Below are 15,036 nucleotides of genomic sequence, written 5' to 3' on the forward strand. Positions count from 1 at the left end.
ATGTTTTTTAAATATTTAAAAAAAATATGATTAACTGGATATTTATTGTTCAATTTACGTGATTTTTATGCTTTTGGAGCTATTTTTTAAGCGTGCATGGCACAATACTTGCAAAATTATCCATTAATTTTTCATCTTTATTAATTTCTTGCCACTTTAAACTACGGCAATCTATATATTCACAATACCCAGATTGTCCCACTTCTTGAATTCCATCAATCTGCACCTGATAACTAAAACTACCTACATAACCTGCGGCAAGACCAAATTTAAAATCTCCACGACTTTCACCTTTCACGATTATTTTTCTTTTTTTATTTTCAAATGACCATTCAAATACGCGCGCTAAATACATCTCATGTCCATTAGGGGTTTTTACTTTTGGGTATACACGATGGACTTTGAAATAAACATCATCAAACATTTCAGATGTCTGAGCTTTTAAATCTCTTAAATACATCCTTGATTGCACAATTTGATTTAAACTATTACGTATATGAGCAAGAAGTAACTGCCTTTGATCAATCAAATTAATAATCTGATAGGTAAAAAAGTGAAGTGGTAGATAAGGAATATTGATCGCTCTGGCAAATTCAAATGCCCCTAACTGGTCAATTTTATATGTTTGTTCTTTATAGGTTACTGTTCCTTTGCATTGACACATTAATGACCAGTGATCAAATAAACCTAATTTTAGTTTAGTAAAGTGCGAAATAATTGGTTGAGTTTGAATATTCAGATCAACGGAAAGTTCATTGTCCTTTCTTATTAATTTGAAGTTTGGGATTGAGCCTTCTAGTTGTTCTCTTTGTCCAAATACAAATTTATTCTCTTTAATCTCGCAATCATTGATGATTGAATAACCATGAAAATGTCCAACCATATGTGGACTAATGCTCGTAATGAGTGAAACAGTATCCAAGGCTTTTGTTTTAATTGCATAATCATTACGCAGCATTGGAACATTCGGCTGTCCGATAATGGTTAAAAAATTAAAATAATGAAGTGGAGATGGTAATCCTGGAATCATCAATCCTTGATGGATAATTTTATAGATTCCTCGTGGACCGTGATAATCCAACCGAAGAGGAAAAGGAGCCTGATTAAGCTGTTTTGAATCGTCCGCTAAACTCATCAACAACTGCATATCAAACTCCTTTTTTATTTATCTTGTTTTTTCTCGAGCCAAAAATGTAGTGACGAAACCTGAAAGTGCATAAATAATCGAAAGCACTAAAATACCGACAGGAATATTGTACGTAATCGCAGCAAAGATAAACACAACAATAGGCAAGACTGCAAACGGCACACGTTTACGATCTACGGTTTTAAACGAATAGTATTTAATATTCGAAATCATCAGCAAGCCAACTGCAATAATAATGACTGCATTTATGGTCTGAATCATTGGATCAGATAGGACAAAAATTTCAGGGAAATCACGTCCCACCCAAACCAAAGAAATGATCATTACTGCGGCTAGAGGACTAGCTACACCAATAAAATAGCGTTTATCAACCACACCTATTTGCACATTGAAACGTGCCAATCGGAATGCAGCACAAGCAGTATAGACAAAACATGCAGCCAAACCGATTCGACCTAGATCATGGAGGCTCCAGCTATACATCAAAATTGCAGGCGCAACACCAAATGCCAACATATCTGATAATGAATCAAACTGCTCACCAAAAGGGCTTTGCGCTCCAATTGCTCGTGCGACCCGACCATCTAAACCATCAAATAAAGCAGCGATAAAAATGGCATAAATAGCTTGTGTGAATTCGCCATTCATACTTGCAATAATTGAGTAAAACCCTGACAACAATGCCGCAGTAGTAATCAGATTTGGCCACAGATAAATCCCACGACGCTTAACCTTTTGCCCTTCTTGTGTATGTTCCTCTTCTTCAACTTCGAAAGTAATACCATCAAAGCCCGGAACATTTCTTGGAGAAGATTCAGTTTCAGGTTTATTTATATTTGTCATTGTCATTCGTCCTAACTGTAGCCTTATCTCTCAATATTCTTATTCGCCGACCAACCAACGAACGGCAGCATGACCACCATTTTCACTCATTCTTAAGTGCGGAAAAAGCCATTGCAATGCTTCATCTGCATCTTCAGAAAACTTCCAAGGTGGATTAATCACTAATAAACCACAACCGTTTAATCCTACAGGTGTATCGTCTGGCCATACACATACTTCACAAACCAATTGACGGCGAATACCAGTCTTAATCATTTTTTTCTCAAAACGATCAATCATTGCGCGGTCTTTAATTGGGTACCAAATTGCAAATATGCCTGTAGGCCATTTCTTATATGCCGTAGCGATGAGTTCAACCAACTGCGGAAAATCCTTTCGCTCCACCTCATATGGTGGATCAATCATGACCAATCCACGTTTTTCTTTAGGAGGAATCACACCGAGCAAACCTTCATAAGCATCACGCTCATGCAAACCTGCCCGACGATCACGCACATTCATGTAAAGTTGCTGAAATACATCTCGTTGCATCTCAAAAATTGTTGCTTTATCTGTTTCGCGCATTCCTTCCAAAGCGAACCATGGCGAACCCGGATAAGCGCCTTTTCCGGCACCTGCACGCATATCTTCTACAACTTTAAGATATTGCTTAACACCTTCAGGGGCATTACGCTTAATTGAGTCATCGAGTTTAACTAAACGGTGAATACCATTTAAAAACTCTCCCGACTTCTGTGCTGCAGACGTTGATAAATCGTATTTACCTGCACCACCATGTGTATCAATGTAACGATACGGCTTATCTTTTTGATTAAGACGTGACAAAATCTGAAGCAACAATACATGCTTCATGACATCGGCAAAGTTTCCAGCATGGAAATGGTGACGGTAATTCATGTTTCAATTATTCCTAAGATCAACAATCATTTTAACATGAAAAAGTGTTTCATTCAGAATCGATTATTACTCTAAAATAGCTGACCTTTTTTTTATACAGTAAATAGCGAGATAAATATGGAAGCAGTTGTCATCCCAGGGGATTGGAATGTTGATCAAATCCTTGATGATTTAGATCAACATGGCTTCAGTATCATCGATCATGCATACCCACCAAGCTATTTAAAAAACGTTGTAAATGAATGCCAAATCCATCTTGATGATTTTCGAAATGCAGCAATTCAAAATGGCATTGTCAGCACAATCCGCAGCGATCACATTTTGTGGTTAGATCCAAAACTATCAATTTCCCATCAACACATAAAAACCTTAGATTTACTCTCTCAGGAATTAAATCGTGCATTTTATTTAGGCATTCAAGAAGTCGAAGCCCACTTCGCTTGTTATAATCCTGGTGATTTCTATGCTTTACATCGAGACAACCCTCAAGGCAAAAATGGTCGTGTGATGTCGACAGTTTTTTATCTGCATGAGGAATGGCATCAGCATTGGGGTGGTCAACTAAAGCTACAAGATAAGAATAATCAGTGGCATATTATTGAACCCAAACCTAATCGCATCGCTCTATTTCAAAGCGATTTATTACATGAAGTTCTTGTTGCACACCACCAACGTCTTTCGATTACAGCTTGGTTAAGGACCGCACGAACTTTAATTTAGCGCTTTATTTTTTCGAAGTTGCCTCCATATAGGTTTTAAACCTGATGAGGACTCATCCATGCAATCAAATACCAAGCTAATTATTCAACGCATTGGTGAAACAGACCAACTTTACTTACAAAAAAATACGCCTGAGCTTGCCTTTGAACGTGCCGAATTGCGTTTAGAGCTGGTCAGTATGAGTAAGCTTCGTCAGGAACAAATTCATTTTCTTCAAGAAGCGATTGTTCTTCTTGAACAAGGTCGAGTAGATTTCGAAGAAATGCCAATGCGTTTGTATATTAATCTTACCCTGATGTTAGCTAGAGCCTACATGATGTATTTTGAGATTACTCAAGATGAAAAATTTGCGATCATCACTCAGCAAATTTTAAAATCATTAACATCGACCAATCATAGTGATGTTTATTTTAATCTGGCTTATGCTTGCGCTTCTCGTAAAGAGTCAGCACTTACACGCCATTGGCTAAATAAATATTTTAAAACTATTGATCATGATTTAGAGGTGATAAGAACTCACCCTGCTTTCAAACAATTTCATGACCAAGAGTGGTTTATCCAGTTAACCAAACCTAAGATGCATTAAAAAAAGCCCCATGAAAGGGGCTTTTTTAGGCCATTTTTAATTTATATGCATCCATATGTAACTGTTGATTAAGTTCATCTATCCATATTGCCCAATCATCATCTTGTACTAAATGACTAATTAAGAAGTCGCGCTGACCTTTATTCCAAAATGGTGCATCATGTAAATTTTGTTGAGCGGAAAGCTGATGTGTACGGATATAGAGTTCAATTGCCGCTGGACTATTTGCCAACCCCAATTGAGAAAACAATAACGCTAAGGAAGGTTTATGTTCCATCAAGAGACTCCCCTTATCAGATTTTAATAAAATTATTATTTAAATAACTTATAAGAAATCCATGAAAAAACCCAGCTTTTGGTCTGGGTTTATTGTTTCAATTTGTGATTATATTTTCATCACTTTGTATCGTTTGTGAGCTGCTCACTCAATTGGTCAATGACAATGGCCCATTCATTATCTTTTTTCCAATGACTAATAATAAAATCGCGTTGCGATGGGTTCCAAAAATCAGCTTCATGCATCGGCGTATTGGGATCAAGCCGATGTGTCTGTATAAATTGATCAATCCCTTCAGGTGAGCTATCTAAGCCCAATTGCTCAAAAAGTAATTCTTGATTTACTTCCATATCCAACATGGATTGCTCCTTGAATTTTCATGATTTTGTTCAAGATAACATGTCAATACAAAGTTCTATGTAGAAGGATTTCTTAAGCATTGTTAAGTTTTGTGCATTAAAAAAGCACTCCGAATGGAGTGCTTTTTTAATTTAGTTGAGAACTAAATTATTTAACCATGTCAGCAATCGCTGCACGTTCTTCTTCTAACTCATTAAGCGTGAAGTTGATACGCTCACGGCTGAATTCGTCAATTTCAAGACCTTGAACGATTTTGTACTCGCCATTTTCACAAGTTACAGGGAAACCGAACATTACGCCTTCAGGGATACCGTAAGAACCATCAGAAGGAATACCCATAGTTACCCATTCGCCGTTTGTGCCAAGAGCCCAATCGCGCATATGGTCGATTGCAGCGTTTGCAGCAGAAGCAGCAGAAGAAAGACCACGCGCTTCGATGATCGCAGCACCACGCTTACCAACAGTTGGAAGGAATACGTCTTTATTCCATGCAGCATCGTTGATTTTGTCTTTTAAGCTTTCGCCGTTTACGTTAGCAAAACGGTAGTCAGCATACATTGTTGGAGAGTGGTTACCCCAAACTGTCATGTTTTTGATGTCAGAAACTGCAACACCAGCTTTTTGAGCAAGTTGAGTTAACGCACGGTTGTGGTCAAGACGTAACATTGCTGTGAAGTTTTTCGCTGGAAGATCTGGAGCAGATTTCATTGCGATATAAGCATTCGTGTTAGCAGGGTTACCTACAACAAGAACTTTAACGTCACGGCTAGCAACTTCGTTAAGCGCTTGACCTTGACCGATGAAGATTTCACCGTTGACTTTAAGAAGGTCAGCACGTTCCATACCAGGACCACGTGGACGTGAACCAACAAGAAGCGCGTAGTCAGCATCTTTGAATGCAACTTTAGGATCATCAGTACCGATCATGCCAGCCAATAATGGGAAAGCACAGTCGTCAAGTTCCATCATCACGCCTTTAAGCGCTTGTTGAGCTTTCTCAACAGGAATTTCTAATAATTGAAGAATAACTGGTTGGTCTTTACCCAACATTTCACCGCTAGCGATACGGAATAAAAGGCTGTAACCAATTTGACCAGCAGCGCCAGTAACGGCAACGCGAACAGGTTGCTTCATGTAATTATCTCCAGTTGAGAGGATAGTCAATGCGATTAAATAGCTGTTCTATCTAATCTTAATAATCATAAACGGCGAAGATTGTACTCCAATACTTTGACAGATGCATTGAAAAGAGAATGAATTTCAACAAAAGTCTGATAGGAAATATAAATTAACTTCGCGGAAATAAATTAGTAGGCGCCCTCTATGTCAAATCTATTTGGGCAGGTCGAGACAATATCAGACGCACATGACTTGAATTGACCATTCGTGCGATAACAGATTTCAACCCCCGTTAACACTGGGCGACCATTTAAGCTTTGGCATTGAAATTCAATACCTTGGCTGGGTAATTTTGGGTTGAGTTTGATGAATTGTGATCGTAATGTCGCCATAGAGACTGTTTTACGATCCACTCCTGTTAAGGAATCAGGAACTTTTAATTGGTCTGCATGATTAATAATGGTACGAAAATACTGACTGGCATTCATTGGAACGCAACCACCATAGTTGGCCCATAACCTAATTCTAGCCTGCTCATCAGGCATCACCCTAGCAACAACCCTCTTCTGTAGCGGTGCCAAGGTGGCAGATGAACTCGTTTGGCAATCATGACGACTGGTTTCTGGGATAAGACCCTTTATCGTCAGTGAATATCCTTCTAGGCATTTACGGTGTTTCGCTTTTGTTCGATCTAATGCACAAATGGCAGGTGTCATCTGTACTTGAAGCACATATCCTTGTAAACCTTTCCCGGATGCCATCACATCTGCTGAACACAACAAAGCCCCTACGCTCAAACTACAGAGGAGGTAAGTGTGTTGACGACTAAACAGCAGTTTTGCGTGATTCATCCAAGCTCACAAAAGTAGTTGAAATGCTATTGCGTATTTCTTACTGGAATAGGCGGCATACGACTTTCGATCGCTTGCGGCCCCTGACCAAGCAAAACACCATAATGAGCAGCATTGGTCATAACTTTCTTCACATAGTCACGTGTTTCATGAAGTGGTATTGACTCTGTGTATTGATCCGCCGCAATACTTTTAAACTCTGGTTGCCAACGGCGTGCTCTAGTCAGCCCTGCATTATAGCCAGCCGTAGCTAGAACTGGACTGTTACTCAGCATACCTTGAATCATTGACAGGTAATATGTCCCATAACGAATATTGGTATTCGGATCTGATAATGCAGCAGGATTATACGTTTCACCCATTTTTCGTGCCACATCTTTTGCTGTTGCAGGCATAATTTGCATCAATCCACCAGCACCTACATGTGAACGGGCCGTGGTTACAAAGCGACTTTCTTGACGCATTAAACCATAAGCCCACGAAGGATCAATCCCTGCATTTTTACTATGCGTCACCACTAGATTTTGATGTGGTGTCGCATAACGATATGCATAGTTATGACGTTTAAGTGTTCTTTCCGCCGCATAAATAGCACGGTCATACCACCCCATTTCTGTGGCACGTTTTGCCGCAGCCAGTAATAGACCATCATCTTGCTTAAGATAAGCTTGGCGGACAGCCCAATTCCATTCACGGTTTGTGTAAGTTGCTGAAGCATTGATATTGCGTAATGCAAAAGCACGTCTAAAGTGAATATCTTGATCTAAACGTTGAATATCCTGTGCGCTTGGTTGTGCTCGATCATGTGCTTCATTATAACGAATACCTAAATGATCTTTTGCCAACAGATTGTGATAATCATCGCCAGCGGCAGCTAATCGTTGATAAATACTTTTTGCAGCTTGCTTGGAAGCTTGATCTTTGCGATTTTCATACGCTCTCGCCATCCAATATTGCCAGCGATCTTCTTGTTTTTGCGTAACGCTCATACTATCTATGGCGCGCAACACACTTTCCCACTCACCAAAACGAATCGCTTGACGCGCGTAAATTTCAGCCTCTTCTGGTGTAAAAGGCACGCCATAACTGTAATCAAAGTTCTTCAGCACTTCAGGATTAAAATTATTTTTCATCACTGTCGTGCCTCCAATATACGCCACCGTGCGGTACATATACTTTTGAACATCTGCAGGAACACCTTGCACGACACGAGGAAGATTTTGAAGCGCCGTGTTCAAGTCAGCATCTGCAGCACGACCTAAAGCAAACACCAAATAAGCATAATCTACTGTTGTTCCTTTGGTCGCAGACCATAAATAATTCAAAGGATCTGCCTGAATTTGATTTAATTGTGCTAATGACAAGTTTAAACCCAGAGTTTGTGCTGTTGCGATCGCTTGACCAGACTGTCCCGCTCTAAGTTGCGCATACAGGCGCTGTTGACGATCTGTGGTGGTGAGTAAGGGACTACTTAGCATTAAGCGACCTAAACCATTACACGATTCTGGCTGCGATTCTGTTGTAAACCAGACATCTTTGTATTCAGCGTATACCAATGTATCGCCATTTTTTGCTCTTACTTGCGCAACCGCACAGCTTTCAGCTTGATCAGGATTGGTGACATAAGGTAAAACAAGTTGAGCTGTCTTGAAATCTGCTTGTTTTACCTTTTCTTCGACATAATCAGCAGCTAATTTTTCAGCCATTGCAGATTGAGGATAGCGCTGTGCAAAGCTGATAATATTCGTTGCGGGTTGGAAGCCTAAATTATTATTCAACATCCAATATTCTGGATAATATCCAAGCGCATCATTTTGCATTGCAGAACGATAATATTCGAGCTGAGCTGTATTACCCGAGTTCGCAAATTTAATCGCCTCATTAAATTGCTCTTCAGCCGCATGAGCAGCGGGCAAACAACCTAGTGTTATCAGCCCCATTAAATATTGTTTTAACTGTTTTTGCTTCACTGCTTTTTTTAACACGCTTCTCTTCTCAACTTTAACTCGTCGCTACATTTGGACATGCTTTTTTGCATGATCAACTCTTTTGCAGCGCTTGGCAATTTTAAAATGTATTTTAAATACTCTAATGATCAAGTACTGTTCTGTTATGTAAAGCGCTGATTAACCACTATTATTTTAAAGTATTTTTACTGTAAATCCATAAACTTGATCTGATTTATATATTTGTTCAACCCGTAGTACAAATACTGTAAAATAGCTCGCTTTTATCGAGTGTGGGATTCCCCCATACTTCACCGGAACATATTTATCCCTTTTTATAGGATAGGAGCCTTCATGACGGTTCAAACCTTCATTCCGAATAGTGCCCCAGCTGCCTCAGAAAACACTGTTACCCAGCCACAGCACACCCCAGCCATCGATGGTGCAGTCAAAAAACTGTATATCGAAACGCAAGGGTGTCAGATGAATGAGTATGACAGTCATCGTATGGCCGACTTGCTAGGTGATTCACACGGTTATGTATTAACGACAGACCCTGCTGATGCAGATATTCTTTTAATGAATACCTGTTCAATTCGTGAAAAAGCGCAAGAAAAAGTATTTTCAGAATTAGGTCGCTGGCGCAAGCTGAAAGAAAAAAATCCTGATTTGGTGATTGGTGTAGGTGGATGTGTTGCATCTCAAGAAGGTGACAATATCCAAAAACGTGCACCTTATGTCGACATGGTATTTGGTCCACAAACACTTCACCGTTTGCCACAAATGCTTGATCAACATACGGATCAAATTGAAAAGCCGAAAAAAGAGAAAATCAAACTGGTAGACATCTCATTTCCAGATATCGAAAAGTTCGACTTCTTACCTGAACCTCGCGTTGAAGGTTATAAGGCGTTCGTATCGATTATGGAAGGCTGTTCAAAATACTGTTCATTCTGCGTGGTGCCATACACTCGTGGTGAGGAAGTCTCTCGTCCCCTAGATGATGTACTTGCTGAAATTGCTGGTCTTGCTGAAAAAGGTGTACGTGAGGTTTCTTTACTCGGTCAAAACGTAAATGGTTACCGCGGAGAAACATTCGAAGGTGAAATCTGTACATTTGCTGATCTTCTTCGTCTAGTGGCGGAAATTCCAGGCATTGGTCGTATTCGTTATACAACATCTCATCCATTAGAATTCAATGATGACCTTATCCAATGCTATCGTGACCTACCACAGATGGTTTCTCACCTTCATTTACCAGTTCAAAGCGGTTCAAATGATGTATTGAAGGCAATGAAGCGTAACCACACGATTGACGTTTATATCGATAAGATTGCTAAATTACGCCAAGTACGTCCTGATATGCATTTGTCTTCAGACTTTATTATTGGCTTCCCTGGTGAAACTGATGCTAACTTTGAAGAGACATATCAATTTATTCAAGACTTAGATTTTGATCATTCTTATAGTTTCATCTACTCGAAACGTCCTGGTACACCAGCATCAGAGTTGGAAGATTTAACACCTGAAGATGTTAAAAAAGAGCGCTTGGCTAAAGTTCAACAATGGATCAAGCAATCAAGTATCCAAAAAACTGATGCTATGCTTAGTACTGTCCAACGTGTGCTCATTGAGAGCGTTTCAAAGCACGATCCAAACTTATTGGTAGGAACCGCAGACAATACACGTTTAGTAACATTTATTGGTGATGCTTCTTGGCTCGGACGCTTTGCAGAGATTGAGATTACAGAGATTAAAACCTTAAATTTAGTTTACGGTGAACTCTTGAATCTTGAACCTGACGTGGCGTAATGTAGAGGTATAGATTAACAGACTCTAAAGGAAATCTCTTGACTGCAGCGATTCGACGTACAGTGGCTTTTCCCGGTGTTTCAATGGACCGTTTACAAACCATGCTTGGCGCGTACAACGGTCATATGAAACAAATTGAACAACGTTTAGATGTAAAAATCAGTCAGCGTGGCGATAGTTTTTTTATTGACGGTGGAATTGATGAAGTCGAGAGAGTTGAAAGCTTACTTCAGCGCTTATACGCCGAAGCTGAAGTTTCTCAACAAATCAGCTCTGATTTGATTCATTTAATGATTCAAGGCAGCCAGACTGATCATGAATTACAATTGGATCCTAATCAAGAACACACAGAACTTGACGAAGTCTGGCTCCAAACCCGTAAGGGCCGCATTAATCCGCGGGGGGCCAACCAAAAACGCTATGTACAACGCATTCTTCAAAGTGATATTTCTTTCGGGATTGGTCCAGCGGGTACAGGTAAGACCTATTTGGCTGTAGCTGCTGCCGTTGATATGCTTGAACGCAATGAAATTCAACGTATTCTTTTAGTTCGCCCTGCTGTGGAAGCTGGTGAAAAACTTGGCTTCTTGCCAGGTGACTTATCACAAAAAATTGATCCTTATTTACGCCCACTCTATGATGCCCTGTATGAAATGCTTGGCTTTGAAAAAGTGGCAAAATTAATTGAGCGTCAAATTATTGAAGTAGCGCCACTTGCATATATGCGTGGTCGTACACTCAATCACTCCTTTGTCATTTTAGATGAAGCCCAAAATACAACGCCAGAACAGATGAAAATGTTCTTAACTCGTCTTGGTTTTGGTTCGCGTGCAGTCATTACAGGTGACATTACTCAAGTGGATTTACCACGTGGACAGCTGTCTGGTTTGGCACATTCATTACGCGTGCTTGAAAAGATTAAAGAAATCCATATCACGCGTTTTCACTCACGTGATGTTGTAAGACATCAGCTTGTACAAAAAATTGTAGAAGCATATGAGGGTTGGGACAGTGAACAACATCGTTTAACTGCTGAAGCACGTGCGGAACGTAAAGCACGTCAAGAAGCACTCATATCAGAAAATGATTCTGCTGCTGATGCTCAGCATCAAGATGCAGAGTAATTTAAATCTAATCACGCTCAAGGCAAGATTTTGAAACTCAGTCTCTCATTACAACAATCGTTTGAAGCATCAAACTTGGTGCTCAAACGTGCGTATGTTAAAAAAATTATTGAAACCACCCTTCGTCATATTGATACACAAAGCGATTGTGAAATTGGTATAGCTTGCGTAGATGTCGAAGAAAGTCACAAACTTAACCTTGAATATCGTGGTAAAGATAAGCCAACCAATGTTTTATCTTTTCCAAGCGACTTACCAGATGAAATGGCTGAAATTCTAGACAGTTTCCCTATCGGAGATCTGGTGATTTGTATTCCCGTTGTGCTTCGTGAAGCAGAAGAACAATCTAAAGCACCATTAACACATTTCACTCATATGTTGGTTCACGGTACTTTACATCTGATGGGCTATGATCATGAAACTTCTGAACAAGATGCTGAGGAAATGGAAGTAATTGAGATTGAGATTTTACAAAAACTAGGTTTTGAAAATCCTTACCTGCTTTTGGATAACGAATAACATTCCTCAATGACTTCGGTCTATGCTTCCCGTTATTCGGGAAGCAAATTAAAATAATAAATGAGTATTCAAAAATGAACTTCGTTGTCATCTTCAAAGCTAAAATAAAAAATATTGATGATGAATATGTAATATTGGCTAGCCAAATGCGGCATAAAGCGATGCATGATTATCATTGTACAAAGTTTGAAAGCTATCAAGAGAAGGATAATGAAGTCAGTCTTTCTTATTGGAGTCGGTTAGAAGATATTCAAGCTTGGCATCAAGACACCCAACATCTTTATGCCCAACAAAAAGGTCGCCTATCATGGTATGACACGTATTCGATTGAGGTCTGTCAGATTCAGCGCGCTTATCAATCTGAGTAAATCGAGTTGATCTTTATATTGATGACATATTTTAGACAAATGAGTTAAATATTGAGCAAGTTCTTCAGATAAAATAAGATAAAGTCATGCGAAACCAATAGATTAAACTTAAATAACGCCTGACCATCAAAACCATAATAAACGTCTTTGTAAACATTACATCGCAATTGGATAAGCTGTTATCCTTCGGCAGTAATCACCTACAAGATATACACTAGCTGACATCTCACAATATTTAGAGGTAATGGAACTTCACTTATGCCAACGATTATTTCAAATATCGCGAACAAATTTCGTAAAGTCTATCAAAAGGCTGAAGGGTTTATTGAAGAAGAACGTGAATTTCCTGTCTCTCAAGTTTTTTTAAATGCGACTTTCAAGCGCTTTGTGACCGACAATGTCAGCATCCTTGAAGACTTACATGCTGATTTACACGACGATTGGCTTCGACTCTATGCCACTTTGAATGTGAAAGGGCTTTATACCATTCTCTCTGTAGATTTAAAGCTGATTCAAATGGAATTGAATAAAGATGTACAACTGATTGTATTTGAACAAATTAGTGAAACCGAAGTAATTGAAGCAAAATTTCAAACCTTTTGGATGAAAATTGCATTCCGCTCTGCCCTATTTTTCTATCAAAAAATTCTTCGTAAAGATCCACTTGGCATGATTTTAGAGCGTTTTAATGTCATTAAAGTCAAAGATGATCTCTTACATCTCGATTTAAATCAGTGGCTCGGAAAAAATCGCTCGATCATCGAAACATTGGGCAAAGTACACGTCAACCATGCAGAACTGCGTGAAACAGAATTGGTCGTGATTGGTAATGTAAATTTGATGGCTTTATTTAGCAAAATGAATACTGATCGATTCAAATCTAAATCTGATGAAGTGGAAAGTGATCACATTACACCAATTAAACAAAAGGACGACTAGAGCGCAGCGTTTTGATGTCGTCATAAAGCTTAAGCTACAGAAAAATACATTTTCACTGTGATTATTGATTATTTCTCCTTATTTATCAGAGATAATATAACTTCAAGTGATCCTTCGATACGAAGGTAAAGGAAAATATTTATGGCATTTAAATCGTTTAAAACTTTGAGTGTGATTGCAAGTGTAGGTACAGCCGTGCTTTTCACAGGCTATTCAAGTCAAGCGCTTGCCATGACGCCCTTCCAAGCCTCTTATCAGTTTGCATACAATGGTAAAAACTTGGGGTCAGCAACACGAACCTTGAAAAAATCAGGTAACACCTGGAATTACGTTTTTGCAGCTAAAGCAGGTGGTATTGCTTCAGCAACTGAAACCAGTAACTTCACATTCAATAATAATCAGATTCAATCATCCAATTTCAGTCGCACCAGTAAAATTTTAGTTCATAACAATACGATGAGCATTAAATTTAATCCAAGTGCCAAAACCATTAACACCACCAAAGATAAAGAGCAACGTTCATTTGCTTGGAAATCTGGTGTACTGGATGAGTTAAATGCAGAATTGCAAATTCGTGAAGACCTCAAAAATAACGGTTTAAAATCGCAATATTGGATTGCAGATGCTAAAGAAGTTGAATCACGTCGATTCGTCAAACAAGGCACTGAAAAAGTGGAAACCAAGTACGGCACGTTAGATACCATCAAGGTGGTGATGAAACATGATAAACCAGGTCGTGAAACGATTTTTTGGCTGTCTCCGAAATTGGACTATCTACCAGTGAAAGTCACACACCAAGATAAGAAATCTTCATACGGGCTCTTACTGACAGGGTATAACGGTCCACAAAATTAAGGCATTTTTTACTTGCTTTTTTGCAGATGCTTTTTAAAATACGTCTTTGCTTAAAAAGGCACCTGCCCTAGAGGATTCTCCCGTGTACGCACTAGAACAGAAAATCTTAAACGAAGGTATCGTTCTATCTGATCAGGTTTTAAAAGTTGATTCTTTTCTAAACCACCAAATCGACCCAGTGATGATGCAACAAATTGGTCAAGAATTTGCTCGTCTATTCAAAGATGCAGGCATCACCAAAATCATCACAATTGAAGCTTCAGGTATCGCACCTGCTGTGATGGCTGGCTTGGAACTTGGTGTACCGGTAATTTTTGCACGTAAGTATCAATCTTTAACTTTAAAAGATGATTTATATCGTTCAAAAGTATTCTCATTTACAAAGCAAGTAGAAAGCACAATTGCTATTTCTAAGAAGCACATTGCAGCAACAGATAAGGTTCTTGTGATCGATGACTTTCTTGCGAATGGACAAGCAGCTTTAGGTTTAGCTGATTTGATTCACCAAGCTGAAGCTGAGGTTGTCGGGATTGGTATCGTGATTGAAAAGTCGTTCCAACCTGGCCGTGATCTTTTACTTGAAAAAGGTTACCGAGTTGAATCACTTGCTCGTGTTGAATCACTTGCAAATGGGACAGTGACTTTTGTTCAAGAATAATGTTGAACATTAAAA

17 protein-coding genes are annotated in these 15,036 nt (G+C 39.1%); 9 read left to right on the plus strand and 8 right to left on the minus strand.

Annotated elements, in window-relative coordinates:
• Window positions 1-79: 79 nt before the first annotated feature.
• From AC1M9N_RS11315 to AC1M9N_RS11325, 3 genes are read right to left on the minus strand one after another with little or no spacing between them, the layout of a single operon-like run.
• Window positions 80-1,147: a DUF6670 family protein gene (locus AC1M9N_RS11315; RefSeq protein ID WP_481954793.1), complete on the minus strand. Its 1,068-nt coding sequence runs from the start codon at window positions 1,145-1,147 to the stop codon at window positions 80-82.
• Window positions 1,148-1,165: 18 nt separating this feature from the next.
• A complete protein-coding gene (gene pssA / locus AC1M9N_RS11320; RefSeq protein WP_481586809.1) occupies window positions 1,166-1,990 on the minus strand; it encodes a CDP-diacylglycerol--serine O-phosphatidyltransferase in 825 nt (274 codons plus the stop codon).
• Between the two features lie 39 nt (window positions 1,991-2,029).
• A complete protein-coding gene (locus tag AC1M9N_RS11325; RefSeq protein ID WP_035269897.1) occupies window positions 2,030-2,887 on the minus strand; it encodes a 23S rRNA (adenine(2030)-N(6))-methyltransferase RlmJ in 858 nt (285 codons plus the stop codon).
• 117 nt (window positions 2,888-3,004) lie between these two features.
• Between AC1M9N_RS11325 and AC1M9N_RS11330 the strand changes: the two genes are divergently transcribed.
• Both AC1M9N_RS11330 and AC1M9N_RS11335 read left to right on the plus strand, forming a co-directional pair.
• The gene (locus AC1M9N_RS11330; RefSeq protein ID WP_092768036.1) at window positions 3,005-3,607 is read left to right on the plus strand and encodes a 2OG-Fe(II) oxygenase; all 603 of its coding nucleotides are present in this window, start codon (window positions 3,005-3,007) and stop codon (window positions 3,605-3,607) included.
• A gap of 58 nt (window positions 3,608-3,665) precedes the next feature.
• Complete coding sequence (locus AC1M9N_RS11335; RefSeq protein ID WP_035269895.1) at window positions 3,666-4,193, plus strand: hypothetical protein; 528 nt, start codon at window positions 3,666-3,668, stop codon at window positions 4,191-4,193.
• Window positions 4,194-4,218: 25 nt separating this feature from the next.
• Here AC1M9N_RS11335 and AC1M9N_RS11340 read toward each other — a convergent pair whose 3' ends face one another.
• The 5 genes from AC1M9N_RS11340 to AC1M9N_RS11360 all read right to left on the minus strand — a co-directional run bounded on the left by AC1M9N_RS11340 (window position 4,219) and on the right by AC1M9N_RS11360 (window position 8,740).
• The gene (locus tag AC1M9N_RS11340; protein ID WP_035269894.1) at window positions 4,219-4,470 is read right to left on the minus strand and encodes a DUF2789 family protein; all 252 of its coding nucleotides are present in this window, start codon (window positions 4,468-4,470) and stop codon (window positions 4,219-4,221) included.
• A gap of 119 nt (window positions 4,471-4,589) precedes the next feature.
• Entirely contained in the window at window positions 4,590-4,829 is a 240-nt protein-coding gene (locus tag AC1M9N_RS11345) for a DUF2789 family protein (RefSeq protein ID WP_179999322.1), read from the minus strand.
• Between the two features lie 148 nt (window positions 4,830-4,977).
• On the minus strand, window positions 4,978-5,964 hold the full coding sequence (locus AC1M9N_RS11350; protein WP_035269892.1) for a malate dehydrogenase: 987 nt from the start codon (window positions 5,962-5,964) through the stop codon (window positions 4,978-4,980).
• 173 nt (window positions 5,965-6,137) lie between these two features.
• Complete coding sequence (locus AC1M9N_RS11355; RefSeq protein WP_481596487.1) at window positions 6,138-6,800, minus strand: ribonuclease T2 family protein; 663 nt, start codon at window positions 6,798-6,800, stop codon at window positions 6,138-6,140.
• A 26-nt stretch (window positions 6,801-6,826) separates the two neighbouring features.
• The gene (locus AC1M9N_RS11360; RefSeq protein ID WP_481596536.1) at window positions 6,827-8,740 is read right to left on the minus strand and encodes a lytic transglycosylase domain-containing protein; all 1,914 of its coding nucleotides are present in this window, start codon (window positions 8,738-8,740) and stop codon (window positions 6,827-6,829) included.
• A 360-nt stretch (window positions 8,741-9,100) separates the two neighbouring features.
• Between AC1M9N_RS11360 and miaB the strand changes: the two genes are divergently transcribed.
• The 7 genes from miaB to AC1M9N_RS11395 all read left to right on the plus strand — a co-directional run bounded on the left by miaB (window position 9,101) and on the right by AC1M9N_RS11395 (window position 15,021).
• Window positions 9,101-10,558 carry a tRNA (N6-isopentenyl adenosine(37)-C2)-methylthiotransferase MiaB gene (miaB, locus tag AC1M9N_RS11365; protein ID WP_481952416.1) on the plus strand — a complete coding sequence of 486 codons (1,458 nt, stop codon included), beginning with the start codon at window positions 9,101-9,103 and terminating at the stop codon, window positions 10,556-10,558.
• Between the two features lie 38 nt (window positions 10,559-10,596).
• Entirely contained in the window at window positions 10,597-11,682 is a 1,086-nt protein-coding gene (locus AC1M9N_RS11370) for a PhoH family protein (RefSeq protein ID WP_481954794.1), read from the plus strand.
• A gap of 30 nt (window positions 11,683-11,712) precedes the next feature.
• Window positions 11,713-12,201, plus strand: a complete 489-nt coding sequence (gene ybeY / locus AC1M9N_RS11375) for an rRNA maturation RNase YbeY (RefSeq protein ID WP_481952415.1) — start codon at window positions 11,713-11,715, stop codon at window positions 12,199-12,201.
• 74 nt (window positions 12,202-12,275) lie between these two features.
• Window positions 12,276-12,569, plus strand: coding sequence for an antibiotic biosynthesis monooxygenase family protein (locus AC1M9N_RS11380; RefSeq protein ID WP_180028263.1), 294 nt, complete (start codon window positions 12,276-12,278; stop codon window positions 12,567-12,569).
• Between the two features lie 258 nt (window positions 12,570-12,827).
• Entirely contained in the window at window positions 12,828-13,508 is a 681-nt protein-coding gene (locus tag AC1M9N_RS11385) for a hypothetical protein (protein ID WP_179999309.1), read from the plus strand.
• Between the two features lie 141 nt (window positions 13,509-13,649).
• Entirely contained in the window at window positions 13,650-14,363 is a 714-nt protein-coding gene (locus AC1M9N_RS11390; RefSeq protein ID WP_481610327.1) for a DUF3108 domain-containing protein, read from the plus strand.
• 82 nt (window positions 14,364-14,445) lie between these two features.
• The gene (locus AC1M9N_RS11395) at window positions 14,446-15,021 is read left to right on the plus strand and encodes a xanthine phosphoribosyltransferase (RefSeq protein ID WP_035265221.1); all 576 of its coding nucleotides are present in this window, start codon (window positions 14,446-14,448) and stop codon (window positions 15,019-15,021) included.
• The last annotated feature ends 15 nt before the right edge of the window (window positions 15,022-15,036 follow it).

The sequence above is a fragment of the Acinetobacter sp. ANC_7655 genome (genome assembly GCF_056784015.1).

Excerpts from the sequence above, each read along its gene's own strand:
- AC1M9N_RS11315 (WP_481954793.1), bottom strand. The coding sequence starts at position 1,147 with ATGCAGTTGTTGATGAGTTTAGCGGACGATTCAAAACAGCTTAATCAG.
- pssA (WP_481586809.1), bottom strand. The coding sequence starts at position 1,990 with ATGACAAATATAAATAAACCTGAAACTGAATCTTCTCCAAGAAATGTT.
- AC1M9N_RS11325 (WP_035269897.1), bottom strand. The coding sequence starts at position 2,887 with ATGAATTACCGTCACCATTTCCATGCTGGAAACTTTGCCGATGTCATG.
- AC1M9N_RS11330 (WP_092768036.1), top strand. The coding sequence starts at position 3,005 with ATGGAAGCAGTTGTCATCCCAGGGGATTGGAATGTTGATCAAATCCTT.
- AC1M9N_RS11335 (WP_035269895.1), top strand. The coding sequence starts at position 3,666 with ATGCAATCAAATACCAAGCTAATTATTCAACGCATTGGTGAAACAGAC.
- AC1M9N_RS11340 (WP_035269894.1), bottom strand. The coding sequence starts at position 4,470 with ATGGAACATAAACCTTCCTTAGCGTTATTGTTTTCTCAATTGGGGTTG.
- AC1M9N_RS11345 (WP_179999322.1), bottom strand. The coding sequence starts at position 4,829 with ATGTTGGATATGGAAGTAAATCAAGAATTACTTTTTGAGCAATTGGGC.
- AC1M9N_RS11350 (WP_035269892.1), bottom strand. The coding sequence starts at position 5,964 with ATGAAGCAACCTGTTCGCGTTGCCGTTACTGGCGCTGCTGGTCAAATT.
- AC1M9N_RS11355 (WP_481596487.1), bottom strand. The coding sequence starts at position 6,800 with ATGAATCACGCAAAACTGCTGTTTAGTCGTCAACACACTTACCTCCTC.
- AC1M9N_RS11360 (WP_481596536.1), bottom strand. The coding sequence starts at position 8,740 with ATGGGGCTGATAACACTAGGTTGTTTGCCCGCTGCTCATGCGGCTGAA.
- miaB (WP_481952416.1), top strand. The coding sequence starts at position 9,101 with ATGACGGTTCAAACCTTCATTCCGAATAGTGCCCCAGCTGCCTCAGAA.
- AC1M9N_RS11380 (WP_180028263.1), top strand. The coding sequence starts at position 12,276 with ATGAACTTCGTTGTCATCTTCAAAGCTAAAATAAAAAATATTGATGAT.
- AC1M9N_RS11385 (WP_179999309.1), top strand. The coding sequence starts at position 12,828 with ATGCCAACGATTATTTCAAATATCGCGAACAAATTTCGTAAAGTCTAT.
- AC1M9N_RS11390 (WP_481610327.1), top strand. The coding sequence starts at position 13,650 with ATGGCATTTAAATCGTTTAAAACTTTGAGTGTGATTGCAAGTGTAGGT.